The sequence below is a fragment of the Aquisalimonas sp. 2447 genome (genome assembly GCF_012044895.1).
Classification (GTDB): Bacteria; Pseudomonadota; Gammaproteobacteria; order Nitrococcales; family Aquisalimonadaceae; genus Aquisalimonas.
The window spans coordinates 2,771,887-2,797,168 of record NZ_CP050695.1; the positions used below are offsets into that span (position 1 = coordinate 2,771,887).

A 25,282-nucleotide genomic window follows, 5' to 3' on the forward strand; every position below is an offset into this window, starting at 1 on the left:
ACTGCGATGAACGGCTATGCCGCTGAGGTGGCGGCCAGCGCCCTGTTGTTTTTCGAGCGAGCGCTCGCTCTATTGTTTATCAGCGCCACTCCGTATTGCAAGCCCCGCTCTCATCGCAGCGCGCAATACGGAGCAGTGAACGGGATCAGGCCGGTTCGGTGCGCACGGGGATGCCGGCGATGCGGTCGCGCCATTCCCGGGGACCAGTGTCATGCACGGACTGGCCGGCGGCGTCCACGGCGACGGTCACCGGCATATCCTCCACCTCGAATTCGTGGATCGCTTCCATGCCGAGATCCTCGAAGGCCACCACCCGGGATGTCCTGATGGCCTTGGAGACCAGGTAGGCGGCGCCGCCCACGGCCATCAGGTAGACCGCCTGGTTGTCGCGGATGGCCTGCACCGCCTCGGGGCCGCGCTCAGCCTTGCCGATCATGCCCAGCAGGCCGGTGCGCTCGAGCATCTGGCCGGTGAACTTGTCCATGCGGGTGGCGGTGGTGGGGCCGGCGGGACCAACCACCTCATCGCGCACCGGATCCACGGGGCCCACGTAGTAGATGAAGCGGTTGTTGAAATCCACGCCTTCGGGCAGCGCCTCGCCGCGGGCGAACAGGTCAGCGATGCGTTTGTGGGCGGCGTCGCGGCCGGTGAGCATCTTCCCGGAAAGCAGCAACGTCTCGCCGGGCTGCCAGCTAGCCACTTCCTCCCGGGTGACCGTGTCCAGATTCACCCGCCGGGCGCTGTCGCCCGCATCCCACGTGATCTCCGGCCAGTCGTCCAGGGATGGCGGCGTCAGCTCCGCCGGCCCTGTACCGTCCAGCACGAAGTGGGCGTGGCGGGTGGCGGCACAGTTGGGAATCATGGCCACCGGCAAATTGGCGGCGTGGGTAGGGTAGTCCTTGATCTTCACGTCCAGCACGGTGGTCAGGCCGCCAAGCCCCTGGGCACCGATGCCCAGCTCGTTGACCCGGTCGAAAATCTCCAGGCGCAGCTCTTCGGCCTTGCTGGACGGGCCACGCTCACGCAGTTCGTGGATGTCGATGGATTCCATGCAGGCTTCCTTGGCCTGCACCATGGCCTTCTCCGCGGTGCCACCGATACCGATGCCGAGGATCCCCGGCGGGCACCAGCCGGCACCCATGGTGGGGACCGTCTTCAGCACCCAGTCGACGATGCTGTCCGAGGGGTTGAGCATGGCGAACTTGGCCTTGGCCTCGGAACCGCCGCCCTTGGCCGCCAGCTCCACCTCCACGGTATCCCCGGGAACCACCTCCATGTGAATCACCGCCGGCGTGTTGTCGCCGGAATTCCGACGGGCGCCTGCGGGGTCCTGCAGCACGGAGGCACGCAGCACGTTGTCCTGGTGGGTATACGCGCGGCGCACCCCCTCGTTGACCATGTCCTCGACACTCATGGTGGCATCCCAGCGCACGCCCATGCCGATGCGCAGGAACACCGTGACGATCCCGGTATCCTGGCAGATGGGGCGCCGCCCCTCGGCGCACATGCGGGAGTTGATCAGGATCTGCGCCATGGCATCCCGCGCCGCCTGGGATTCCTCCCGCTCGTAGGCGGCGGTCACCGCCTGCACGAAATCCTTGGGATGGTAGTAGGAGATGTACTGCAGCGCGTCGGCCACGCTCTGGATGACGTCGTCCTGGCGAATGGTGGTCATGGGTGCCCCCTCGCGTTGATCAGGCCAGTCGGCCGGACGCACCGGCCGGGCAAGCGAACGGCGCGGTTATACCACAGAACGGCGCGTGTTGGATCACCCGGTTACGCGGTCTCGCAGGTAGACTGGTGCCGCATCCCGGGCCGTGGTCCACTGCCCGGCCCGCAGGGCATGCCGGGCCAGAGGTAGCATGTCGCGGGCATCAGGGAGCGCCTCGCCGTCCACCAATGCAGGCGACCCGACACGTTCTGTCAGTGCCTGCCGATAGGCCTGCCACCCCGTGCCGATACCAGCGGCGTCGGCCAGGGCGCGAGAGACCGGCACCTGCGCCGGATCACCGACACAATCCGGGACGGCCGCGACCATGACATCGGCACCCTCCTCGAGCACGTACCCGCCCCAATAGACCTCACCCATGCGGGCATCCAGAGCGCTCCAGACCGTCCGCACCCCGTGGCGGCGATACGCCCCCTGTGCCAGGGCCGCAAGCGTGGACACGCCCACCACCGGAAGCTCCCGGCTCCAGGCAATGCCCTGAACAACACCCGCGGCGATGCGCACGCCGGTAAACGCCCCGGGGCCATGCCCCCAGGCAACAGCGCCGAGATCCGCCGCTACCAGGCCCGCTTCCTCCAGCACCTCGTCAATGAGCGGTAGCATCCTCGCGGCGTGCTGACGCGGCATGACGGCAAACCGGCAGAACACGCGATCACCGTCATGCACGGCCACGGAGCAGGCGTCGGTGACCGCGTCCAGCGCCAGCAGGGGCCGTGAGGTCAGTTCCGTAGCGTCAGCCACGCGCACCCCCGTTGTCTGTTACCAGTCATGGTCATCCACCTGCTCCGCAAACTCGAATTCGAACTCCAGCTGGGCGTCGTCAGAGGCGGGATCCAGCCCGGTCCAGTACGGCGTCGAATGCGTCGCCTGGGGCGATACCTGGTAGCGCTCCTGGGCCTCCACCTCAATGCGTTCGCCGACCCGGTCACGATAGCCGCCGAACAGCGCGATCAACGCCGCCACCACCGCGATCCCCAGAAACAGACCGTGGGCGCCAATGGCATCCATGAGGCCGGACAACGCCAGTGGGCCGATGATCATGCCGATGCCGTGGACCAGGAGCAACGTGGCACTGGCCGGCACGCGCTCCTCGGGTGCCATGAAATCGTGGGCCAGGGCAAGGCTCAGAGCGTACATGGTGAAGTTGGTGCCACCCCAGAAAATGACCAGCACGATCACCGTCCACACCGGCTGATCTTGCAGCATCACCAGGCCAACGCTGACGAGTGATACCAGCAGCGCGGTGGCCATGACCACGCGTCGCCGGTCGTACCAGTCGGACAGGCGACCGATCAGGTACTGCAGGAACAGCCCCCCGAGCACCGCCGAGCCCATGAACGTGCCCACCTCACCGGCACTGAAGCCAACCTCCACCGCGTACACCGGACCGAGGAAAAAGAACGCACCATTGGTTATTCCTGCCCCGAGGGCGGTGATGGTCGCCAGGGGGGAGATGCGGTACAAGGCGCGCAAGGTGACGCGCCCGGTGGCCTGGAGCTCCGGCGACGGCACCCGCGCCAGGGCCACGGGAATCAGGGCTGCGGCCAGCAGCATGGCGGCGACACTGAACAGATGGTGGGTATTCACGTCTCCGAGGCCGAGCACGAACTGCCCCGAACCCAGGGCGGCCGAGGTGACCACCACGTAAATGCCCAGCATCCGTCCGCGTATCTCCCGGGGTGTCCGGTCGTTGAGCCAGCTCTCGGCGACCATGTACAGCCCGGAGATGGCGAACCCGAACATGACCCGCATCCCCGCCCATAGCCAGGGATCCACGTACAGTCCGTGCGCCAGCGCGGCGCAGGCGGCAACGGCAGCCAGGGCGGCGAACACACGGATGTGCCCGACCTTCTGGATGATGCGGTCACAGAACAGGGTGCCCAGCACGAAACCCACGGAATAGCAGGCCATCACCATGCCGATGACGGTGGCAGAGACACCCTCGACGCCCATGCGAACGGAAAGCAACGTCCCCAGAAGGCCGCCACCCAGCAGCAGAATGCCGACGGAAATCAGAAGCGCCGCAAGGGACGCAAGAGTCGGAACCATCATCGAGCGAGGCCAACCTTTGTGCTGGGTGACGCGAAAACGAGGCAATCGTCCGCCGGGTGGGCGCCAGCGTCAAGGAAATAAAGCGTGATCAAAGGGTCATCGTAGCGAAGCAATCCATGGTTCCGGCGACTGCGCAGGAGATTGCTTCGTCGCCGCACTGCTCGCAATGACGACTTTTCAATATTACGTCAAGGTAACGCTGAAAACGACGCCGAAGAGATCGACATACACAACTAAAAAAGAATTTATTATATGAGAATAGGAAGAAATAAGAACATGTAACTTCATCTTTTTATATCATTCAATAATTGAATTAATTACAGACGCCTCCAAGCTTGACCCCGAGGCGAAATCATGATTAACTTCCTCACGAACTCAAACCCCAAGGGGCCAGATCTTTGGCTGACCCGACAACACCCGCCCCGGTCGCACCGGGGGGTGACCCCGACACTCCGTTCCGGGCCGACGCAGCGGCCTTTCCCCAGCACTCCAGTGACGCCGACACGCCGAAGCCCGCGGTGCGGCGCCGCCGTGTCGGCAGCACCGATCACCCGGGACGTTTTCTCGGCCATCAGGCCGATCGGGGCAAATGCGCCACCGGACACCACTGGCACGGGCAGGCGACATCCAATGAATGCGAAAAGCGATTCCATTAGCTTCCGGAACCCGTCCACGGAGGATGGTGCGGCCATCTGGCGCGTGGTTAAAGAGTCCGGCGTTCTGGATCTGAATTCGGCGTACATGTACATGCTTCTCGCCCGCGAATTCAGTGACACCTGCGTGGTGGCGGAACATGACAACTCCGTCGTCGGTTTTGTCACCGGCTTCCGACCGCCGCAACGGCCTGACAGCGTCTTTCTCTGGCAGGTCGGGGTGGATGCCAGCATGCGCGGCGCGGGGCTGGGCAAACGGCTTCTGGCCGCCTTTCTGCAGAGCCCCGGCGTCCGCGGAGCCACCATGCTGGAGACCACCATTTCACCATCCAACGAGGCGTCGAAGGCGCTGTTCACCGCCATCGCGCGGGAGCTCGGCACGGGCATCCGCCAGGCCGAGGGGTTCCGCAGCGATCAATTCCCGCCGGAGGGCGATCACGAGGCCGAAGACTGGTACTTCATCGGCCCGTTCAACCCCTCTGCACCCACTCAACTCAAGCCGTGAGGATCAACTCATGACCATGGATTACATGCAGATCATTAATCAGCACGAGTCGGAAGTCCGCAGCTACGTGCGCGGTTTCCCGACCACCTTCGCCAAGGCGCAGGGCTCGTACATGTACAACACCGACGGCGAGGCCTACCTGGACTTCTTCGCCGGCGCCAGTGTCATGAACTACGGGCACAATCACCCGGAGCTGACAAAGGCGCTGATCGAGTACCTCAGCGACGACAACATCACCCACAGCCTGGACATGGCCAGCGTAGCCCGGGCCGAGTTCCTGGAGACCCTGGACCGGCTCGTTCTCAAGCCCCGCAACATGGATTATCGCGTCCAGTTCCCCGGGCCGACGGGCACCAATGCCGTCGAGGCGGCGCTGAAAATCGCGCGCAAGGTGAAAAAGCGCGACACCATCATGGCCTTCACCAACGCCTTCCACGGCATGACCCTCGGGTCCCTGTCCGTCACCGGTAACGGCTTCAAACGTCAGGGCGCAGGCGTCACGCTGGACAACACCTCGCACATGCCCTTCGACCGCTACCTGGGCCCGGGCACCAACAGCCTGGAGTACATCGATCGCATGCTCGCCGACGGCGCCTCCGGGGTGGACACTCCGGCCGCGGTGATCACGGAGACGGTGCAGGCCGAAGGCGGCGTCAACGTCGCCGATCTCGAGTGGCTCCAGGGGCTGGAGAAGTTGTGCCGCAAGTACGACATGCTGCTCATCGTCGATGACATCCAGACCGGCCTGGGCCGCTGCGGCCACTTCTTCAGCTACGAGGAAGCCGGCATCTACCCCGACATTGTCACGCTGTCCAAGTCGCTGAGCGGCTACGGCCTGCCGCTGGCCATCACCCTGATCAAGCCGGAGTACGATATCTGGGCTCCGGGTGAGCACAACGGCACCTTCCGTGGCCAGAACCCGTCCTTCGTCACTGCCAAGCGCACCCTGGAGTTGTTCTGGTCCGACGACAGCTTCGAGAAGGACATCGCCCGCAAGGGCAAGCGCATGGCCGAGTTCCTGGACGGCCTGGCGCACAAGTATCCGGATGCCCGTGGCTGCCCGCGGGGCCGCGGCATGATGCAGGCCATCGAGTTCGCCCACGTGGAGCTGGCGGAGAAGATCTCCGAGGTGGCCTTCCGCCACGGGCTGATCATCGAGACTGCAGGCACTGACGACCAGGTGCTGAAACTGCTGCCGCCGTGCACCATCGAGGATGCCGACCTGGAGAAGGGATTGCAGATCATCGAGACCTGTCTGGTCGAGGCCATGGGTGAGCTGGGCATCCAGCGGCAGGCATCGAGCCAGTGACAGCACTCACAGCACCCCGGCCCACAACCGCGGGCTGGACGTAACGCCACCAGCGACCGATCATGGAGGCGCGGAGAACGCAGCGGCGTTGTCCTGTCCCCCGGATCGGTCGCTTTTCCTTCCGGACGGGTGAAACGCCACCATCCATCGCGTTGCGACGAGGAGAACCGTCAATGAAGATTGTCAACATCAACGACCTCAAGGGTACTGAGCGGGAAGTGCAGGGCCCGGGCTGGACCAGCTACCGGATGTTGCTGAAGAAGGACGGAATGGGTTTCTCCTACCACGAGACCATCATCCCGGCTGGCGCCGAACTGCATCTGTGGTACAAGAATCACCTGGAAGCCGTTTACTGTGTGAGCGGCAACGGCAGTATCGAAGACCTCGCCACCGGCGAGGTGCACCAGATTCATGACGGCATTCTCTACGCACTGGATCAGCACGACCGCCATATCCTGCGCGGCGGTACTGAAGATATGCGCCTGATCTGCACCTTCAACCCGCCGGTGACCGGTCGCGAGACCCACGACGCGGACGGCTCGTACAACCTGGTCGAGGATTGAGACGCACCACCCGCGAGGGTACTCACCTTTCAACAAGTAAAGCCCGCTCTGGCAACCCCTCGGGCGCACTCAGCCGCAGGGGGTTGAATGACCCCAACCCCCTGCGGTGTTCTGAAACCCTGTATGCCGGGCAGCGCCGGACCATGGTGGCACCGGCATCCAGTCCAGCCTCGTCGTTTGGAAAGCAGAAGCGCTTATAGCCCGATAACAATTTCCGCTCGCCTCGCCGCTCAACTCCCTCGTCAACGGCTCCCGAATCCGCCAGCCTTGACTGTACTGACAACGGCCAGCGCTGGATGGGGCCGCCGGGCATGAGAACGACGACGAGAAGGTGGGAGTTATGAGTGAAACCACTACAGCGGCAGCACCCGCGGTGGCGAGGCCCGGCCTCGGTGATCCATGGGTACTCGGCCTAAGCGGCGGCTTCATCGTCGCCTTTCTGGTGTTTTCCCTCATCGACCTGGCTCAGGTGCAGGAACTGGTGGACACGGGACACGCCCTGGCGGCGGAGTACCTGGGCTCATTCTGGCAGCTGCTATTGCTGGCGACCTTCTTTACCGCCATCGGCGTCGCTGTCTCCCCGGCCGGCAGCGCCGTGATGGGTGACCTGGACCGACCGGAGATGAGCACCTTCCGGTGGGTGTCGATCATCATGTGCACGCTGCTTGCCGGAGGCGGCGTGTTCTTCGCCGCCGGCGAACCGCTTTACCACTTTCTGGAGACTCCGCCGGTGTTCGGTGTGGAGTCCGCCACCCACGATGCCGTGGCACCGGCCCTGGCGCAGTCGTTCATGCACTGGGGGTTTCTCGCATGGGCCATCCTGGGAGCCCTCACCAGCATCGTGTTGATGCAGGCCCATTATCGCTACGGAAAACCCTTGCAGCCGCGGACCCTGCTCTACCCCGTCTTCGGCGAGCGGGTGATGCGCAACCCCTGGGGCGGCATCGTGGACGCAGTATGCGTGATCGCCGTGGTCGCCGGCACGGTAGGGCCCATCGGCTTCCTGGCCACCCAGGTAAGCTTCGGTGCGAACACGCTGTTCGGTCTGCCCGAGGGCTTCGCCACGCAGTTCGGCGTGCTCATCGTGCTCGCCCTGATCTACGTGACCTCCGCGGTGACAGGTATTCACCGAGGCATCCAGGTACTCAGCCGCTTCAACGTGTTCCTTGCCCTGGGCATCGGGGCGTTCATCTTCGTATTCGGACCAACCCTGTTTCTGGTCAACAGCTACCTGCAAGGGTTCGGGACCTATTTGAACGATTTCCTGCCCATGGCCACGGTGACCAGCGAGACGGCACCGGACTGGTGGATGCAGTGGTGGACGGTGTTCTTCTTCGCCTGGTTCCTGGGCTACGGGCCGCTGATGGCCATGTTCATCGCCCGCATCTCCCGCGGGCGGACCATCCGGCAGATGATCATTGCCCTGGCGGTGGCGGCTCCCATTGCCTCGACCATCTGGTTTACTCTGCTCGGCGGCGCCGGCATCCACTACCAGCTGACCGGCGCCATTGACCTTGCCGAGCCGCTGGCGGATTTCCAGTTCGACGTGGCGACGCTGACCGTCGCGCAGGCCCTGCCGTTAGGGGGGCTCATGGCGGTGCTCATCCTGGTGCTGACCACCATCTTCGTAGCCACCACCGGCGATTCCATGAGTTACACCATCTCCATGGTGGCCACCGGCGACCAGGAGCCGCACACTGCGGTGCGCGCGTTCTGGGGCGTCGCCATGGCGGTCACTGCCGGCGTCCTGCTGTTCATGGGAGAAGGTGGCATCTCGGCGCTGCAGCAGTTCATCGTGGTGACCGCGGTGCCGGTCTCGCTGATTCTGCTGCCGTCCCTGTACACAGGACCGAAGATGGCCTATGCCATGGCGCGGGAACAGGGGATCGTCCGCTGAACACCCCGTCTTCCACGAAGACGGATCGGGGGCGCCGCGGTTGCGCGGCGCCCTACTCTCCGGCGCCGCGCCGGGACGCCTGGGTGGCCTCCACCAGGATCCGGGCGGCCAGGCTCTTGAGCTGCTGCCACAGCGCCTCGTCCACGGCAATCTGGGTGGCCATTCGCTCCTGCGAGCACAGGGCAAGATCCTCCGGGACCGCCGAATAGTGAATCCGCGCCCCATCCACATCCGGGTGGAGTTGCGGCAGCAGGTCGAAATCGCGACTGAAAGCCAGGGTGATTCCCTGATCCTGCCGCGGCCCGGCCGGGCTGTCGTCCCAGTAGACGCGGAGGGTGGGGAGGGCGTCGCCCGCGCGCTGGGCCACGGTGTACGCCAGCGGATGATCCCCGTGGTCGTTGCGCCAGACTGCCAGGGCGCTGACGCCCCGACGGCTGGCGCGAGCGAGATCGGCGAGTATGAAAATGCGGTTGTGACACCCCTCCATGCGCACGGTTGCCATGGGGTGGCGCTCGGACATCGCGATACCGGCATCCACCGCGACGGAGCCCCGACACAGTGCGCTGGCACCGTCGGCGTCCATGACGTACAGCCCGGGGCCGCGGTGAAGCGTTGTCAGCGGACGCGCCCGCTCATCGGGCAGAAAGTCGAGCGCCTTGTGCAATTCGCGCAGCCCCTCCAGGCCGTGACTCTCGAGCCAGAGCACCATGTGGGCCGCATCCTCGCGCTCGCCCGGATCGAACCCCATCCCCTCGAACGCCTTGCGCGCCATGGACAGCAGTTCATTGTGGGAGATCTTCATGACGCGGGCGGGGCAACGGGCAGGAACCAGTCGGGATCGTCGCTGGCATCCATTTCATCCAGCAACGGGGCGCCCTGGAACAGCGTGATGCGAACCCAGCGGTCCGAGCGCGGGTCGAACTTGCTGGCACCGAAAAAGGACAGCTTGCAGCGCAGCAGGTGGATCGGTCGGCAGTCGCGAGCCAGCAGGTTGCCACGGATCTCCCCGTAGGCGAGCGGGGCCAGTGTCTGGATGCGACGGACAATGCCACGCAGATCCCGACGCTGCAGCACCAGGTCCAGGACAGTGGTCTGGGCGTCCTCCGCCAGCAGGGCCTGGCAGGCGTCGTAGCACCGACGCACGTCCCGCGCGATCCCCAGGGGCATTTCACGATCGGCGCCCGGCTCGACATACCGCTCACCCAGCCGCGGCTCTTCTTTCTCTTCCGAGCGGTACCAGAAATAGTACGAGGCGTCCGGGTGTTCGAAGTCCACCGCCAGCGCCCAGTCGTAGGAGGACTCCAGCCACGCCACGAGCGTGCGCAGGGACATTCCCGGCTCCAGATCGCTGCGCTCGTCGGTGCCCATGCTGTCTTCCAGATCGTCCACCAGCTCCGGATGCAGTTCCAGCAACAGGCTGTTGACCAGCTCCTGCCCCTGCAGGCCGTAGTGCGACCCGGCGCGCTGCACCAGCCGTTGCCACAGGTCCTGAGGCGTGGGCGTCCCCCCGTCCAGCCAGGCCTTCAAGTCGTCGAGATCGGCGATGGTGCGATCGTTGGCCGCCTGTTGCGCGGCGTCGTCGGTCCACCACTCGGTCATGTGCTGTCGCGCCCGGGCCGTGAGGGTGCGCAGGCGCTGGATGCGCTCCGGTGACGCCGTGCCGAAAGTGCGCACACGGGCCAGCGCCGTCTCGCGCATGAGCACCCACTGGTTGATGAGCTGCGGGTGGTTGACGAGGAACGGGGCCATGCCGAGCCCCGTGGAGTTGCCCATGCCGATGTAGCGCGCCAGATCGCGCTGCATGGGCACAGCGGTCCGGGGCGCCCGGGCCCGCGCCATGTGCTCCACCTGCTCGATGCTGAAGTGACGGAGCAGGTAGACCGCCAGCATTTGCGGGCTGAAGGGGCGGTCGAAGAGCCGCCATCGGCGCACATAGTCGTAGTCCGCGATGCCGAATTTGCCGTTGCCGTACACGGCGGTGGTGCGGTAGAGATAGCCTACCTTCTGGAACCAGACCGGGTCCGGCTGCTCGCCCCGCGCCAGGGCCTCCGTGACCTGCTCGAAATTGCGCTGGCTGCGATTGCCACGGGTCAGCACGAGCACCCGGCTGCTGCACCGTCCTGCTTCCTGTCGCGGCACATTCTCGGCAAGCTCGGCGAGCATGACGTCGTCCAGGGGTGCCGTGCACAACGCGCAAGCCACGTCCCACTGCTCGGCAATCACACGATCACTCCGCTGGCTCTCATCCAGGTTCTGACTGAAGATCACGAAGCTGAAGCGGTCTTCCGGGGTGTCCACGGTGTAGATGGCGCGTCCGCAACCCTGCGCGTCCAGGTCGAATTCGGCGCAGGCCACGTGCCAGCGCTCCCGCGCCATCTGCCGTATGAGGCTGCGGGCAAAGCTGAGGCGGGTCTGGTGCAGACTCCCCAGGCGCGCCGGATCCATCACCTGCGACGCGGGGCGCAACGGCAAGCGGGCTCCCGACGGGTCGAGCGGCGTCACGGACACATTGGACACGGACTCCCCTCCTCTGACTCAGTGCATTGCGGCAATGCCGTCATCCAGCACACGCAGCCAGTTCTCGCCCATGATTCCCGTAATCTCCTCCCGGCTGAAACCCCGGGCCATCAGCCCGGCGGTGAGGTTCGGGAAATCGCGGCCATCCCGCAACCACGCCGGCTGCGGCGGCCAGCGGGGCGGCTCCGGTTCGTCGCCGTCGAGCACGCGGCGCCAGCGCCCGTTGCGCATCCAGCGCAGCACCTCGTCCGGCTGTTGCTGGCACAGATCCGATCCGATGCCTAGGTGCTCCGGCCCCATGATCTCGGCGGTGCGGGCGATCATCTCGCAGTACGCCTCCAGGGTGCATTCGGACCCGTCCCCGAGATGCAGCGGATAGGCACTGAAGCCGAGCAGGCCGCCACTTTCGGCCAGCGCACGCAGCACGCGCTCGGACTTGTTTCGTGACACGTCGCGGAAGAACAGCGGGTTGGCATGTGACACCACCACCGGGCGTGTGGAGTACTCCACCGCCTCAAGAGTGGTCCGCTCGGCGCTGTGCGACATGTCGATCAGCATGCCGACCCGGTTCATCTCGCGGATGACCTCGCGGCCGAAGCGGGTGATGCCGGTGTCGTTGTCTTCGTAACAACCGGTGCCCAGCAGGCTCTGGTTGTTGTAGGTCAGCTGCATCAGGAACACGCCGAGCTCCCGGAATACCGCCACCAGGTCAATATCATCCTCGATGATGGAGCAGTTCTGGGCGCCGTAGAAAACGCCGACCCGGCCTTCGTCCCGGGCCGCGCGGACATCGGCACCCGCGCGCACCGGGCGGATGAGGTCACCGTTGGCCGCGAACCGGCGGTTCCACTCGCCGATGCGGCTCAGGGTCTCGCGGGCGTTCTCCCAGTAGGCGATGGTCACGTGGATGGCATCCACACCGCCTTCGCGCAGCTGTTCGAAGATGGCGCGGTCCCAGTTGGAATACTGCAGACCGTCCACCACCGTGAGTTGCCGGTGCAGCGCCCGTGCCGCCTCCCTGTCCATCGTGTCTGATGGCATGTTCATGGCGCGTCAACTCCGGACGTAGCTGGTCTTGACCGTGGTGTAGAACTCGCGTGCATAGCGGCCCTGCTCCCGCGGCCCATAGCTGGACGTCCGCCGACCGCCGAAAGGCACGTGGTAGTCGGTGCCCGCCGTGGGCAGATTCACCATGACGCACCCGGCGTGCGCCTCGCGCCGAAAACGGTTGGCGTAAGACAGACTGCCCGTGACGATACCCGCGGTGAGGCCGAACACCGTGTCGTTGGTCACGCGGATGGCCTCGTCGATACCGGCCACGCGGATGACGGTGGCCAGCGGGCCAAAGGCCTCCTCCTGGTTGATGCGCATGCGGTTGTCGGTGCCTGTCAGCAGGCACGGCGACAGGTAATGGCCCGGCGTGTCCAGCTCCACGCGCGTGCCGCCCACCACGCGGTGGGCACCCTCCGTCTCGGCCAACCGGATGTAGCCTTCGACGTTTTCCAGCTGCGCGGCGTCTGCCAGTGGACCGATCTCGGTGGTCTCGTCCACCGCCGGCCCGACGGTCATGGCCTCGAGGCGTACGGCCAGCTTGTCCACGAAGGCGTCGTGTACCGCCTCGTGCACCACCAGCCGGGAGGACGCCGTGCACTTCTGACCGGTACCGGAGTAGCCGCCGGCCACCGCCGCCTGCACGGCCAAGTCCAGGTCGGCGTCGTCCATGATCACCAGGGCGTTCTTGCTCCCCATCTCCAGCTGGCAGCGCACAAGGTTGGCTGCCGTCGCACGCGCGACGCGTCGTCCCACGTCCTGGGAGCCGGTGAAGCTGATCGCGTCAATATCCGGGCTGTTGATCAACGCCTCCCCCACGCTGCTCCCGCGACCCATGACCAGGTTGACGACGCCCGGGGGCAGCTCGTGGCGATGCAGAACCTCCACCATGGCCCACGCGCTGGCCGGCACGAGGTTCGCCGGCTTGAACACCACGGCGTTACCAAACGCCAGCGCCGGCGCCAGCTTCCAGGCCGCGGTGGCCATCGGAAAGTTCCAGGGGCTGATGATGCCGACAACACCAACCGGCTCACGACGGATGTCGATCTCGATCCCCGGACGCACGGAATCCGCGGTTTCCCCGAACTGGCGGTGAACCTCTGCGGCGTAGTACTGGAAGAACTGGCCGGCGCGGTAGACTTCGCCGACCCCCTCCGCCAGGGGCTTGCCCTCTTCGCGTGACAGTTCGCGCCCGAGCTCGCGGCTGCGTTCCATGAGCTCTGCCCCCGCGCCCATGAGGGCCCGGTGGCGCTGTTCCAGGCCGGCAGCTGCCCATTGCGGCTGCGCCGCCCGCGCCGCCGCAATGGCATCACGTACCTGGGCGGCCGTGGCCTGGGCGGCATGGCCGATGACCTCCTCCGTATTCGAGGGATTCACGTTCGCCACCGTGCCGTCCCCGTCGAGCCACTGACCATCGATCAGATTCCGGTACAGCTCCCCCATGCAATCCTCCTGCGGCTATCGATTCAGGGCGGTTGTCACCGCCGGACCTTGATAAAGCGTAGACGTCGCGCCTTCATCAGGGAAATCTATGTTTGCTATCTTTCGATAAGGCTTTCTTATGAGAAATCACCGCCCATGATCGATCTCAAGGTTTCGCAGATTCGCTACTTCCTGTTAGTGGTCGAGCATGGCGGCTTCCATGCGGCGGCCGAACATGCGCACCGGACTCAACCCGCCATCTCCCAGGCCGTTCGCGAACTCGAACGCAAGCTGGGCGAGCCGCTCCTGGAGAAAGGGGCGAAGATTCAGCTTACGCCGTATGGTGAGCAGGCCTTGCCCATGCTCCAGGGCCTTGTCGACCATCACGACCGGGTGGGAGAAGAGCTGCAGCGACTGGCCCGGCACGAAGTGGGCCAGCTGCACATTGCCGCGGTCCCGTCCGTCGCCAGCCAACTGCTACCGGCCCTGCTGGAGGAGTTCATTCGCGACTATCCGCAGCTTGACATCACCGTGCAGGACGGCTCCGCGGACACGGTGCTGGGGCTGCTCAAGGCGCGACAGGTGGATTTCGGGATCACCAGCGTCCTCGAACCGCTGGACGAATTCCGGGTGGACCCGATCTATCGCGACAGCATCGGTGTGGTCTTCCGCGACGATCACCCACTGGCCCGGGGCACGGGGCCGGTGGCATGGAACCAGCTCACCGGCTACAAACTCATCCGCAATGGAACCTCGCGGTTGCTGGAGCATACCGAAGCGGTTCCCCTGCTCGCCGCGAGTCAGCTCTACGTGTCGAACATGATTTCACTGCTGGCCATGCTGGAGGCCGGCATGGGCGTTACCACACTGCCGCGGCTGGCCGTCCCGGACGAACGCACGCGACTGCGGTTCCGACCCCTGGGGCGGCCGGCACTGGAACGGGAAATCAGTATCGTTCGCCCCATGCGCCGGAGTCTGGCCCCTGCCGCGGCGCTGCTCGAGAGGAAGATCCTGGAGGCAAGCGGGCACTGGCAACAGTAAGCGCCGATTGTGCCTCCACCCGGAGACGCCCTCAGGACGTCCCGGTAGAACGCGAGCTTTCCGCGGGCGCATGGTCGCTCACGACAGGCGCGATCGACACCGCACAGTACTTGAACCCGGGGATCTTGCCGTAGGGATCCACCGCCGGATGGGTGAGCACGTTGGCGCAGGCCTCCCGGAAGTGCATGGGCACGAACACCCCACCCCGCGCCACACGGTCGTCCACGCGAGCGCGGATGGTAATGGCACCGCGGCGCGAGCGCACTTCCACCCAATCGCCATCATCAATCCCCCGGGCGGCCGCATCGCCGGGATGAATCTCCACCCTGCCCTCCGGGCTAATCCGGTGCAGCGCACCGGATCGCCGGGTCATGGTTCCCGTGTGCCAGTGCTCCAGGACCCGACCCGTGTTCAGCACCAGTGGATATTCTGCGTCCGTAGGCTCCACCGGCGGCGACTGCCGGGCGGGCACCAGCAACGCCCGCCCTCGCGGGAAGGATTCGCTGAACACGATCGGCTCGCCTTCACTGTGCTCCGGATCCGGGCACGGGTACCAGCGGCCCCGATCACCCAGGACGCCGTGACTGAGACTGGCGTAACTGTTGGTACTGGCAGCGAACTCGTCGAAAACGGCGGCAACGTCGTCATGGTCCATGGGGTAACCCACCTGCGCGGCGATCTGGCAGATGATGTGCCAGTCCTGGCGGGCCTCGCCGGGCGGTTGCAGCGCCTGGCGGCCGATCTGTACCCGACGGTCGGTGTTCGTGAACGTCCCCGTCTTCTCGGCGAAGGCGCTGCCGGGGAGGATGACATCGGCAAACTCGGCGGTCTCCGTGAGGAAGATATCCTGCACGACCAGGAACTCCAGGCGACTTAGCGCCTTGCGCACCTTTTCCACGTCCGGGTCGGAGACAAACGGGTTCTCGCCCATGATGTACATACCGCGAATGGCGCCTTCCAGCGCACCATCGGTGATCTCGGTGACGGTGCGCCCCGGTGTCGCTGACAGGGGCCGCCCCCAGAGTGCCTCGAAGCGGGCGCGGGCGGCGGCATCATCCACTTTCTGGTAGTCCGGGAACACCATGGGAATCAGCCCGGCGTCCGACGCCCCCTGAACGTTGTTCTGTCCCCGCAGTGGGTGCAGGCCGGTTCCCGGCCGGCCGACGTTGCCGGTGATCATGGCCAGGGCAATGAGGCAGCGGGCATTGTCGGTGCCGTGGGTGTGCTGGGAAATGCCCATGCCCCAGAACAGCATGGCCGCGCGGGCGCCACCAAACAGGCGCGCCGCCTCGGTGATCCGTTCGGCAGACACCCCGCAGAGGTCCGCCACCGACTCCGGGGCATAGTCCGCGACGTTCTCCTTCACGGCCTGGTAGTTTTCCGTGCGGTCACGAACGAACGCTTCGTCGATCAGCCCCTCGCGGATGATCACGTGCATCATGGCGTTGTAGAACGCCACGTCGGTACCGGGGTGAATCTGAACGTACATGGCAGCGTGATCGGCGATGGGCGGACGGCGTGTATTCACCACCAGCAGCTGCGTGCCCTGGGCCGCCGCCTCTTTCATGAACGTTGCCGCCACCGGATGGTTCTCCGTGGGATTGCAGCCGGTGATCAGGGCCGTATCGGCGCGGGCAATGTCGCGCACCACGTTGGTGACGCTGCCGGAGCCTATACCCTCCAGCAGGGCCGCCACGGAGGAGGCGTGGCACAGCCGCGTGCAGTGATCCACGTTGTTGGTGCCGAAACCCGCGCGCATCAGCTTCTGGAAAAGGTAGGCCTCCTCGTTGGAGCCCTTGGCCGAGCCGAAGCCGGCCAGGGCGTCCCCGCCGTGGATATCCCGGATGGCCGCGAGATGCCCTCCCACGCGCTCCAGCGCCTCCTCCCAGCTGGCCTCGCGGAAGGCCGGCAGCACCGTCTCCGGGTCCACCGGGCCACCGGGACGACGTGGCCCCTGGTCGCCCCAGGACAGGGCGCCCTTGGGATAGGCGTCGTCGCGCCGGATCAGCGGTTTCGTGAGCCGATGGGCGTGGGAGGTGTAGTCGAAGCCGTAGCGGCCCTTGACGCACAACCGGCCGGCGTTGGCGGCGCCATCCCGCCCCCGGGCTTCCAGAATCCGGTTGTTCCCCGGGTCCACCACCCAGCTCAAGGCGCAGCCCACGCCGCAGTAGGGGCAGACGGAATCAACAACGCGGGCACGGACGGGCTCGCCGGTCATGACGTTTCCTCCTCGACGATCTGCAGACCGTGCAGGCTGCGATTGGTCAGTGCACCAGTGGGACACACCGCCTGGCATTCCCCGCAGGCGACACAGGTGCTCTCGCCCATGGGCACGTCCAGATCGAAGGCAATGTGCGTGGCAGCACCCTTGCCGCTGCGAGTCATCACGTGGTTGTGCTGGAGTTCGTCGCAGCCGCGGATGCAGCGGTCGCAGAGGATGCAGGCCTGATGATCCACCACGATCACCAGCGACGAGTCATCGCGGCCGGCGCCGGCTTCAGCCTCGTCACTCCCGAAACGGCTCTCCTCCAGGCCATAGGCACGCGCCAGGGCCAGCAATTCGTCATCGCCGGTGGTCTGCTCCCGCAGACTCTCACGCGGGTAGTCGGCCAGGAGCAGTTCCAGCAGCATGCGCCGGTTGCGCTCGACGCGCCCGGTGTCCGTGCGCACCTCCATGCCCTCCTCGCAGGGGCGCACACAGGCCGCCTGCAGGTTGCGCGCGCCGGTGTCCACGACACACATGCGGCATACGCCCACCGGGCGCATGCGGGGGCTGTGGCAAAGCACCGGAATGTCGATACCGAGTTCCTGCGCTGCGTCCCAGATGGTGGTGCCGGCGGCGACCTGAACGCTGCGGCCGTCGATGGTCAGCGACACGGTTTCGGTCATGCTCCCTCCCCGCGCAGTCGGGCCGCTTCGTCCGGAAAATGCTTCAGAATGCTCATGATTGGCGTCAGCGCCACCTGACCCAGGCCGCAGATGGAGGTCTGGGCCAGGGTTTCGTCCAGCCCTTCCAGCAGCGCCGTGAGACCGGGCTCCGGCGCACCGGCCTGGGCGGACTCCAGCCGGCGCACGGCCTGGACGGTCCCCGTACGGCAGGGTACGCATTTGCCGCAGGACTCGTTGCGGAAAAAGCGCACCTGCTGGATGGCAAGATCCAGCAGATCGCGGCCCTCGCCCACCACGAACAGCGCACCGGACCCGAGACCTGCACCGGCGTCGGCCATGGCATCGAAGTCCACCGGCGTCTCGGCGCGGTCAGCGGGCAGGAACGGCGTCGAGGCGCCGCCGGGGCAGAATGCATGCAGCGATCGCCCATCGGCCATGCCGCCCGCCTGCTGAATGACCTCGCTCACCGGCGTTCCCGCGGCGACACAGTAGACGCCGGGCGCCCGCACATCACCGGAGACGGAGAGAAACTTGAGCCCGGCGTGGCCGTCACGCCCGCGGGCCTGCCACCCGTCCGCCCCGTCGGCGAGAATGCGCGGAATCAGGGCCAGTGTTTCCACGTTGTTCATCAGGGTGGGGCCACCCTCGAAGCCCACCTGGGTGGGGAACGGCGGCTTGTTCCGCGGCTCGCCGCGCTTGTCTTCGAGCCCTTCCAGCAGCGCGGTCTCTTCGCCCATGATGTAGCCACCGGGGGAGACGAACACTTCCAGGTCGAAGGCCATGCCGGTGCCGAGCACGTCCGGGCCCAGCACGCCGTGGGCACGGGCCCATTGCAGGGCATCCTCCAGATGGCGCTGCGCATGGGCGTATTCATGGCGCAGGTAGATGATCCCGCGCGGGGCTCCGATCACCCAGCCGGCCAGGACCATGGCCTCGATGACCAGATGCGGCACCCGCTCCAGCAACAACCTGTCCTTGAACGTTCCCGGTTCGCTCTCGTCGGCATTGCAGATCACCGTCCGCGGCTCGCCCCGGGCCCCGCGGGTGAATCGCCACTTGCGGCCGGTGGGGAAACCGGCGCCGCCCATACCGCGGAGGCCGGCCGCCTCCAGCGACTCGATGACACTCTCGGGACTGGCCTCGTGCAGCAGGCGCCGAAGCTCACCGTAGCGTTCGTCCGCCGACCGGTAGGGGTCGGCCATGGCGGTCTGCGCGGGTGGCTCGGCGACCACGGGATGCGGGCGAACCCCGGTCATGCCGTCACAGAGCGCGCGAACATCGCCGGCCACGGGTTCGTCACCGGCCAGGGCCGCCGGCGCGGCATGGCACAAGCCGAGACAGCTCACGGCCTCGACCTCAATGCCGTCATCGCCCGCCAGCGCCTGCGCGACGGCATCGACGAATCCCCGCCCGCCCCGCATGCGGCAGGCCACATCGCGGCAGACACTCAATTTCCGGGGCGCACCGGGGGCGGAGCGAAACGCGGGATAGAATGAGCGCAATCCCTCCAGGCGGTGCAGGGGCAGGTGCCACTGTCGCGCCAGGTCTTTGAGCGTGGCGTCGTCCAGGGCACCGTGACGGTGCTGGAGTTCCAGCAACCGGTTGAGAAGTTCCATCGGCCCCTCCATGATGGCATAGGCGCAGCTCTCGAGACTCTCTCTAGAGAACCACGGCCGCCGCGTGCGGTAAATAGGACCGCGCGGCAGCGACCATGCTGTTTGCGACACCACGCCACGCTAGCTCACCCGTTGGCCAGCCGCCGCCAGAGCGCCTCGAAGGGCCCCATGGTGAACAGGCTCCGCCAGCCGAGGGAGAAGGCAATCTGAAAGGCCCAGATCAGGAGCACCACCGCGAGCAGCTCGAGATAACCCAGGCGACTGAACAGGCCCAGACCGATGCCGTAGAAGATCAGCACACAGATGATGGACTGGCCAAGGTAGTTGGTCATGGCCATGCGGCCAACGGCCTCCAGCCATCGACCGACGGCGCCAAGGGCGTCCTGCTTGACCAGAAGAATGAAAAGGGCAATCCAGGCGATGGCAATGGCGATGCTGGCCCAGTGATTGGCGACGCGGCCCAGGAACATGGAATAGCGGAAGTCCCAGCTGACCACCTCATTGAACCACAGGCCGGCCAGCACCACCGGGACGCCGACGCCCAACCCCGCCACCACCACCCGGCGGTAGCTGGAAACAGACCATTGACCGGTGAGAAACCCGGTGCGCACCAGCGCCATGCCGAACAGCATCATCGCCAGCATGCTGAAGAAGCGGTCGGAGACGAACATCCACGCCTGCGCTCCAAGGGCATTCAACGCCCGCTCGCCGGCACTGCCCAGCCAACCCGTGGTCAATCGCTCCATCTCCGCGTAGACGAGCTCGGCGTGGGGCACCCAGAAGCGCGTTGCCAGGTGCACGATCCAGTCCACCGGCAGGGCGAACACCAGTACGGCGCTGAACACCATCCACAGAACGGTCATCGCCGCGAGCAACAGCACCCCCAGCCAGACCAGATCCGCCGTGGGTCGGTGGCGCAGCCGCAGGGCAATGGCCCCGCACACGGCATAGGCGGCAAGGATATCACCGGGCCACAGGAACATGCCGTGGGCAAGGCCGAAGAGAAACAGCCATGCCATGCGCCGCTGGAACCGTTGCTGGAAGGCATCTGCCGTCTCGCGGGAATTGCCGCCCATGATCACGATACCTGCGCCGAACAGGACCGTGAGCATGGCGATGAACTTGCCGTCCGCCACCACGTGGTTGATGATCCACACGGCCCAGTCCAGCGGCGGCGGCTCCCCCAGCGCCTTGGGGTTGAGGTACTCGCTGGAAAGCCGCCCGAAGGACTGGATGTTCATCAACAGGATGCCAAGGACCGCCACGCCCCGGAGAACATCCAGCACCGGCAGGCGCACGCTGTCGCTGCCCGACGGCGCTGCTGTGGCATGATGGGTCACGACCTGGGTCACGATATTGCTCCGGGCGGCGGGTAACTCAGCATTATCAGGGGGCCGGCGTTTGCGTCAGCATACCGTCATTATCGCTGTTTGCCTGGCGCTCGTCACACTGGGCTATGTGGTCTACACCCAGTACGCGGCGGGGCTCTACTACCTGGCGGGCCAGTACGACCGCATGATGAACCCCTACGGCATCGATGCAGATGCGCCGGAACCGGACGCCACCGATCGGGCACTGCATGCCGACATGTTCGTGGCCGATCTCCACATCGACACCCTCAAGTGGGAGCGCGATCTGCTGGAGCGCTCGGTCTTCGGCCATGCCGACGTGCCCCGGCTCGACGAGGGCAACGTTGCCCTGCAGGTATTCACCATCGTCACCAGGAGCCCCATCAACTGGCCGTGGATGGACTGTGTCAGCGGGCGGTCACCGGACACCAACACGGCGCTGTTCTTCATGCAGGGCCGCCCCGCCGGCCCCCTGCGCGAGCGCGCCATGTACCAGATCAATCGCTTCAAGGATGCAGCGGAGCGGTCCCGGGCCGGGCCAGGGCCCGAACTGCGGCTTATCGAGACCGCGGCGGACCTGGAGCACCTGGTGGCCGACCGTGCGGCAGGCAAGGCGGTCATCGGCGGGATCATCGGCATCGAGGGTGGTCACTGGATCGGCGGGCCGGGCTGGGACTCCGCGGCCGTTCGACGGGAAATGGCGGCTCTGCACGACGCTGGAGTTCGCCTGTTTGCGCCCGTGCACCGCTTCGACAATCACCTCGCCGGTTCCAATGAGGGATGCGAACGCCACGGCCTGACACAGCACGGACACGACGCCATCGGCGCCGCCCAGGAGTTGGGCATGGTCGTGGATCTGGCCCACATCTCCGGCGCGGCACTACGCGACGCAACAGCCTACCTGGATGACCCGGTCACCGTATCCCACACGGGCGTGCGTGCTGGCTGCGAAGCGCCCTGCCGTCCGGACCGGAACCTCTCGGATGACGATATCCGCCACCTGATCGATGCCGATGGTGTCATCGGCATCGGCTTCTGGCCCCAGGCCATCGGCCCCAGCGTCTGGCGGGTGCAGGCGGCCATGCAGCACATCACCGCCATCGCCGAGGACATGGGCGTCGCCGAACCCACCCGCCACGTGGCCATCGGTTCCGACTACGATGGCTCGGTAACCCCCATGATCGAAGTCACGCACCTGGACGTGCTGACCACCCTGCTGCGCAGGGGTCCGCAACCTTTCAGCGAGCAGCAGGTGCGCGGAATCATGGGGGCGAACACGTGCCGCCTGTTCGCCACCGTGCTGCCCGGCGGCGACGGGGCGCTGGCCGCGGACCTCTGCGACCCCCTTGCCGAGCCCATGCCGGCCGACTAGACAGCAAAAGAAACGGTACCAATCGGAGGAGAAGATGCCATGACGAATAACACCGTAACGAGCACCATCGGGGATGTACCCAACCAGGTGCCCCTTACGCCACTGTCACTGCTGGACTGGGCGGCATCCGTCTACCCGGATCACCCCGCAGTGATCCATGGCGACCAGACCACTAGTTACGCCGAGTACGAGCGCCGTTGCCGCCGCCTGGCTTCTGCCCTCCAGCAACGCGGCATCGGTGCGGGACAGACCGTGGCGGTGATGTTGCCGAACATCCCGCCCATGCTGGAGGCGCACTTCGGCGTACCCATGGCGGGCGCCGTGCTGAATACCATCAACATCCGCCTGGACGCGGCCACCATCGCCTTCATCCTCGACCACGGCGAGGCCGATGTGCTGATCACCGACACCGAGTTCGCCCCGGTGATCCGGGACGCGCTGGACCGCTGCTCACGGCAGCCCCTGGTGGTGGATGTGGATGACCCTGTGGGCCCGGGCGGTGAGCAGCTGGGCACCGTGGACTACGAAGCGCTGCTCGCCGAGGGTGATCCGGCCTTTCGCTGGCAGTGGCCGGCCAGCGAGTGGGACAGCATTTCACTGAACTACACCTCGGGGACCACCGGCAACCCCAAGGGAGCGCTCTACCACCACCGTGGCGCGCATCAAGGTGCTTTCAGCAACATCATTGCCTGCGACATGGGGCGCAATCCCGTCTACCTGTGGACGTTACCCATGTTCCACTGCAACGGCTGGCGGTTCCCCTGGACACTGCCGGCGGTGGCGGGCACCAGTGTCTGCCTGCGGCGGGTGGAACCGGGGCCCATCTTCGATGCCATCGGGCGCCACCGGGTCAGCCATTTCTGCGGTGCCCCGCTGGTGCTGAACACCCTGGCAAGCGCCCCGGAGGCCACGAACGCCCGCTTTGACCACAGCGTCACCGCCTACACCGGCGGCGCCGCCCCGCCCTCGGCGGTGATCGGCGCCATGGAGGGTATCGGCATCCACGTGGTGCATCTGTACGGCCTCACCGAGACCTACGGACCGTCCCACTACTGCGCCTGGCAGCACCAGTGGGACGATCTGTCCCTGGAAGAGAAATCACGCCAGACCGCGCGGCAGGGCGTGCGTTACCTGAGCATCGAGGAGAGCATGGTGGCCGACCCGGACACCTTGACCCCCGTGCCGCAGGATGGCGCCACCATGGGAGAGATCATGGTGCGCGGCAATAGCGTCATGAGCGGCTATCTGAAGAACCCGGCGGCCACCGACGAGGCCTTCCGCGGAGGCTGGTACCACACGGGTGACCTGGCCGTGTGGCACCCGGACGGCTACCTGGAGATCCGCGACCGCGCCAAGGACGTAATCATCTCCGGCGGCGAGAACATCTCCACCATCGAGGTTGAAGAGGTGCTCTACCGGCACCCGGCGGTGCTGGAGTGTGCCGTGGTGGCCGCCGCCAGCGAACGCTGGGGCGAGGCGCCCTGCGCCTTCATCACACCGCGCCCGGATATGGAGACACCGGCGCCGAAGGACATCATCGCCTTCTGCCGCGAGCATCTGGCCGGCTTCAAACTGCCCCGTCACGTCATTTTCCAGGATCTGCCCAAGACCTCCACGGGCAAGATCCAGAAGTTCGTCCTGCGGGAACACACGGAGAAACTGGGCGACGACAACGCGGTGCGCTAGGACAGCGCGCTGCGGCGGCTAATCCATCTCCGGCAGATAGGCCCGCAGCTTGTCCACCAGGGCATGCTGCGGGGTGTCGAAGCTCAAACCGAGCACCAGGCGGGAATCACCCGGGGTCTGCCTGCGTCGCACGACGCAGCGAATCTCCGCCGGCTCGCTCTGCCCGGGTAGATACGCCCAGATCACCACCTGCTTGCCCTCGGCGATGGCGCTGGCATCCACGTGCAGTAGATCGACCCGGCAGCCGGTGGCGCTGATGTCCGTGAGCGCGGCCTGCAGAACCTGGCGATCAACCTCCACCCGCGCGGCGGCGAAACACGGCACCCGCATCGCCGAACGAATGGCGTGCTCCGCCACTTCGTCGGGCCATTTCAAGTACAGCAACGTCTCCGGAACGCGGTGCACGGAAAGCACCGGCGAACGGAAGCCGAAAGCCACGCCGTCGAGAACGAACCGGGCCAGGGCCATTTCGTCCTGCATGAAACGCATGCGCTCGATACTGTCGTCGCTCCCGGCACCATTGCGCACGATCAGGTAACTGGCTGCGCACTGGCCGACGTAGCGGGTCACGATCTTGGCCTTGCTGTTCATCGCCTGGATCTGGATCTCGTGACCGGGACGCAGGTCCAGCCGGCGGGAGTGGCGATGCGGCGGAGAATCATGCTCGGCTGACGGCTGTTCGTTCTCGTTGGTCTCGGCCATGCGGCCTCCTCTCTGCGTTGCCGTCTCGTGCCCTGTCGCCACCGGGATCGTTCACAGCGCCAGCAGGCTGCGACTTTGCTCGTAGTGGCGGGCGAATGCAGGCCAGTCCCGGAAACGGACATCCGGCGGCACACCCAGCCTCTCCAGACTCGGCAGCCGCTGCGGGGACAGATCCCCCATGGGATGCTCGCTGTCCCGCCGCAGGTCGAACTGAGACGCAATCACCGCATCTGCAAGGTCCGCCTCGCCATCGCCGCTCGGTCGAAGCCAGTTCTCGTGCTCTGCGACTGCCACGGCTACCGACTCGGGAAACCGCCACTCACGGAGCAGCGCCGCCCCGACTTCCGGATGTGCCTCTTCCAGCAGCGCCTGCAACCGCGGCCAGTCGTCACCGAGCCAGTTGTGACTGCTGGCGAAATGCAGGGTCGCCAGTTTGCCGACATCGTGCAGCAGCCCGGCCAACAGGGCGCGCTCGGAGGCCACCCGCGCAGAGGACCGGGCCAGCGCGTGGCAATGCACGGCCACCTCGCGGCTGTGCCGGTAGATTTCCAGCACGCTGGCACGATAGGGGCCGCGAATGCGATGCACCATCTGCATCAGGGCGAAATTGGTCACCAGCACGCCGACGAGATTCAGCCCCAGGCGCTGCAGTGCGCCGGAGACCGTCCCGGTGTCGACGCCGCCCCGTTGCGCAACGCTGTTGGCCGTCTTGATGACGTACGCCGACACCCCGGGGTCCTGACGGATCATGTCGGCGACCACACGGGGATCGGGCTCCTCGGCGGTAAGCGCCTGGCGCACCCGCCCCATCGCCTGGGACGCCCCCGGCAAGCTGACGCGCCCGGCAGCAACCTCCTGGCGCAAGGTCGCCAGATCCTCCGCAATCATGTTCCTCGACACCCCCCGAAGCCTCCGGCACGACATCCCTCG

Annotated in this window: 20 protein-coding genes; 7 read left to right on the forward strand and 13 right to left on the reverse strand. The window is 66.1% G+C overall.

Annotated features, from left to right (window positions below):
* Window positions 1-145: 145 nt before the first annotated feature.
* The 3 genes from KU884_RS13165 to KU884_RS13175 all read right to left on the reverse strand — a co-directional run bounded on the left by KU884_RS13165 (window position 146) and on the right by KU884_RS13175 (window position 3,781).
* Entirely contained in the window at window positions 146-1,675 is a 1,530-nt protein-coding gene (locus KU884_RS13165) for a fumarate hydratase (RefSeq protein ID WP_167783048.1), read from the reverse strand.
* A 93-nt stretch (window positions 1,676-1,768) separates the two neighbouring features.
* Window positions 1,769-2,470 (reverse strand): tRNA (adenosine(37)-N6)-threonylcarbamoyltransferase complex dimerization subunit type 1 TsaB, encoded by a 702-nt coding sequence (gene tsaB / locus KU884_RS13170; RefSeq protein ID WP_254432058.1) that lies wholly within the window; start codon window positions 2,468-2,470, stop codon window positions 1,769-1,771.
* An 18-nt stretch (window positions 2,471-2,488) separates the two neighbouring features.
* The gene (locus tag KU884_RS13175; protein WP_167783049.1) at window positions 2,489-3,781 is read right to left on the reverse strand and encodes an MFS transporter; all 1,293 of its coding nucleotides are present in this window, start codon (window positions 3,779-3,781) and stop codon (window positions 2,489-2,491) included.
* A 630-nt stretch (window positions 3,782-4,411) separates the two neighbouring features.
* Between KU884_RS13175 and ectA the strand changes: the two genes are divergently transcribed.
* From ectA to KU884_RS13195, 4 genes are all read left to right on the forward strand, one after another.
* Entirely contained in the window at window positions 4,412-4,939 is a 528-nt protein-coding gene (gene ectA, locus KU884_RS13180) for a diaminobutyrate acetyltransferase (RefSeq protein ID WP_167783050.1), read from the forward strand.
* 10 nt (window positions 4,940-4,949) lie between these two features.
* Window positions 4,950-6,248: a diaminobutyrate--2-oxoglutarate transaminase gene (gene ectB, locus KU884_RS13185; RefSeq protein WP_174813741.1), complete on the forward strand. Its 1,299-nt coding sequence runs from the start codon at window positions 4,950-4,952 to the stop codon at window positions 6,246-6,248.
* A 173-nt stretch (window positions 6,249-6,421) separates the two neighbouring features.
* Window positions 6,422-6,811, forward strand: coding sequence for an ectoine synthase (locus KU884_RS13190; protein ID WP_167783051.1), 390 nt, complete (start codon window positions 6,422-6,424; stop codon window positions 6,809-6,811).
* A gap of 340 nt (window positions 6,812-7,151) precedes the next feature.
* Window positions 7,152-8,708, forward strand: coding sequence for a BCCT family transporter (locus KU884_RS13195; protein WP_167783052.1), 1,557 nt, complete (start codon window positions 7,152-7,154; stop codon window positions 8,706-8,708).
* A gap of 52 nt (window positions 8,709-8,760) precedes the next feature.
* Here KU884_RS13195 and KU884_RS13200 read toward each other — a convergent pair whose 3' ends face one another.
* Genes KU884_RS13200 through KU884_RS13215 form a run of 4 tightly spaced genes read right to left on the reverse strand, consistent with a single transcriptional unit; the run spans window position 8,761 to window position 13,718 of the window.
* Complete coding sequence (locus KU884_RS13200; RefSeq protein ID WP_167783053.1) at window positions 8,761-9,510, reverse strand: DUF3726 domain-containing protein; 750 nt, start codon at window positions 9,508-9,510, stop codon at window positions 8,761-8,763.
* Window positions 9,507-11,225, reverse strand: a complete 1,719-nt coding sequence (locus KU884_RS13205) for a hypothetical protein (protein ID WP_217351366.1) — start codon at window positions 11,223-11,225, stop codon at window positions 9,507-9,509. The genes KU884_RS13200 and KU884_RS13205 overlap by 4 nt, the downstream gene beginning before the upstream one ends.
* 18 nt (window positions 11,226-11,243) lie before the next feature.
* A complete protein-coding gene (locus KU884_RS13210; protein WP_254432059.1) occupies window positions 11,244-12,272 on the reverse strand; it encodes a dipeptidase in 1,029 nt (342 codons plus the stop codon).
* A 6-nt stretch (window positions 12,273-12,278) separates the two neighbouring features.
* Complete coding sequence (locus KU884_RS13215; RefSeq protein ID WP_167783054.1) at window positions 12,279-13,718, reverse strand: aldehyde dehydrogenase family protein; 1,440 nt, start codon at window positions 13,716-13,718, stop codon at window positions 12,279-12,281.
* Between the two features lie 135 nt (window positions 13,719-13,853).
* On the opposite strand from KU884_RS13215, the gene KU884_RS13220 reads away from it, so the two are divergent.
* Entirely contained in the window at window positions 13,854-14,738 is an 885-nt protein-coding gene (locus KU884_RS13220) for a LysR family transcriptional regulator (protein ID WP_167783055.1), read from the forward strand.
* 31 nt (window positions 14,739-14,769) lie between these two features.
* Here the strand turns inward: KU884_RS13220 and fdhF are convergent, their stop codons facing one another.
* The 4 genes from fdhF to KU884_RS13240 form a co-directional block, all read right to left on the reverse strand.
* Complete coding sequence (gene fdhF / locus KU884_RS13225; protein ID WP_217351367.1) at window positions 14,770-16,956, reverse strand: formate dehydrogenase subunit alpha; 2,187 nt, start codon at window positions 16,954-16,956, stop codon at window positions 14,770-14,772.
* Window positions 16,953-17,627 carry a 2Fe-2S iron-sulfur cluster-binding protein gene (locus KU884_RS13230; protein WP_217351368.1) on the reverse strand — a complete coding sequence of 225 codons (675 nt, stop codon included), beginning with the start codon at window positions 17,625-17,627 and terminating at the stop codon, window positions 16,953-16,955. The genes fdhF and KU884_RS13230 overlap by 4 nt, the downstream gene beginning before the upstream one ends.
* Window positions 17,624-19,243 (reverse strand): NADH-ubiquinone oxidoreductase-F iron-sulfur binding region domain-containing protein, encoded by a 1,620-nt coding sequence (locus KU884_RS13235; protein WP_167783056.1) that lies wholly within the window; start codon window positions 19,241-19,243, stop codon window positions 17,624-17,626. Before KU884_RS13235 ends, KU884_RS13230 begins: the two co-directional genes overlap by 4 nt.
* Before the next feature lie 125 nt (window positions 19,244-19,368).
* Window positions 19,369-20,595: a DUF418 domain-containing protein gene (locus KU884_RS13240; RefSeq protein ID WP_371807938.1), complete on the reverse strand. Its 1,227-nt coding sequence runs from the start codon at window positions 20,593-20,595 to the stop codon at window positions 19,369-19,371.
* Between the two features lie 49 nt (window positions 20,596-20,644).
* Between KU884_RS13240 and KU884_RS13245 the strand changes: the two genes are divergently transcribed.
* Window positions 20,645-21,964 carry a dipeptidase gene (locus KU884_RS13245; RefSeq protein WP_167783057.1) on the forward strand — a complete coding sequence of 440 codons (1,320 nt, stop codon included), beginning with the start codon at window positions 20,645-20,647 and terminating at the stop codon, window positions 21,962-21,964.
* Between the two features lie 39 nt (window positions 21,965-22,003).
* Entirely contained in the window at window positions 22,004-23,650 is a 1,647-nt protein-coding gene (locus KU884_RS13250; protein WP_167783058.1) for an acyl-CoA synthetase, read from the forward strand.
* An 18-nt stretch (window positions 23,651-23,668) separates the two neighbouring features.
* On the opposite strand, the gene KU884_RS13255 is transcribed toward KU884_RS13250, so the two are convergent.
* Together KU884_RS13255 and KU884_RS13260 are read right to left on the reverse strand one after the other, a co-directional pair.
* Window positions 23,669-24,352, reverse strand: a complete 684-nt coding sequence (locus KU884_RS13255) for a PilZ domain-containing protein (protein ID WP_167783059.1) — start codon at window positions 24,350-24,352, stop codon at window positions 23,669-23,671.
* A 51-nt stretch (window positions 24,353-24,403) separates the two neighbouring features.
* Window positions 24,404-25,240 (reverse strand): HDOD domain-containing protein, encoded by an 837-nt coding sequence (locus KU884_RS13260; RefSeq protein ID WP_167783060.1) that lies wholly within the window; start codon window positions 25,238-25,240, stop codon window positions 24,404-24,406.
* Window positions 25,241-25,282: the final 42 nt, after the last annotated feature.

Excerpts from the sequence above, each read along its gene's own strand:
- KU884_RS13165 (WP_167783048.1), bottom strand. The coding sequence starts at position 1,675 with ATGACCACCATTCGCCAGGACGACGTCATCCAGAGCGTGGCCGACGCG.
- KU884_RS13175 (WP_167783049.1), bottom strand. The coding sequence starts at position 3,781 with ATGATGGTTCCGACTCTTGCGTCCCTTGCGGCGCTTCTGATTTCCGTC.
- ectA (WP_167783050.1), top strand. The coding sequence starts at position 4,412 with ATGAATGCGAAAAGCGATTCCATTAGCTTCCGGAACCCGTCCACGGAG.
- ectB (WP_174813741.1), top strand. The coding sequence starts at position 4,950 with ATGACCATGGATTACATGCAGATCATTAATCAGCACGAGTCGGAAGTC.
- KU884_RS13190 (WP_167783051.1), top strand. The coding sequence starts at position 6,422 with ATGAAGATTGTCAACATCAACGACCTCAAGGGTACTGAGCGGGAAGTG.
- KU884_RS13195 (WP_167783052.1), top strand. The coding sequence starts at position 7,152 with ATGAGTGAAACCACTACAGCGGCAGCACCCGCGGTGGCGAGGCCCGGC.
- KU884_RS13200 (WP_167783053.1), bottom strand. The coding sequence starts at position 9,510 with ATGAAGATCTCCCACAATGAACTGCTGTCCATGGCGCGCAAGGCGTTC.
- KU884_RS13210 (WP_254432059.1), bottom strand. The coding sequence starts at position 12,272 with ATGAACATGCCATCAGACACGATGGACAGGGAGGCGGCACGGGCGCTG.
- KU884_RS13215 (WP_167783054.1), bottom strand. The coding sequence starts at position 13,718 with ATGGGGGAGCTGTACCGGAATCTGATCGATGGTCAGTGGCTCGACGGG.
- KU884_RS13220 (WP_167783055.1), top strand. The coding sequence starts at position 13,854 with ATGATCGATCTCAAGGTTTCGCAGATTCGCTACTTCCTGTTAGTGGTC.
- fdhF (WP_217351367.1), bottom strand. The coding sequence starts at position 16,956 with ATGACCGGCGAGCCCGTCCGTGCCCGCGTTGTTGATTCCGTCTGCCCC.
- KU884_RS13230 (WP_217351368.1), bottom strand. The coding sequence starts at position 17,627 with ATGACCGAAACCGTGTCGCTGACCATCGACGGCCGCAGCGTTCAGGTC.
- KU884_RS13235 (WP_167783056.1), bottom strand. The coding sequence starts at position 19,243 with ATGGAACTTCTCAACCGGTTGCTGGAACTCCAGCACCGTCACGGTGCC.
- KU884_RS13250 (WP_167783058.1), top strand. The coding sequence starts at position 22,004 with ATGACGAATAACACCGTAACGAGCACCATCGGGGATGTACCCAACCAG.
- KU884_RS13255 (WP_167783059.1), bottom strand. The coding sequence starts at position 24,352 with ATGGCCGAGACCAACGAGAACGAACAGCCGTCAGCCGAGCATGATTCT.
- KU884_RS13260 (WP_167783060.1), bottom strand. The coding sequence starts at position 25,240 with ATGATTGCGGAGGATCTGGCGACCTTGCGCCAGGAGGTTGCTGCCGGG.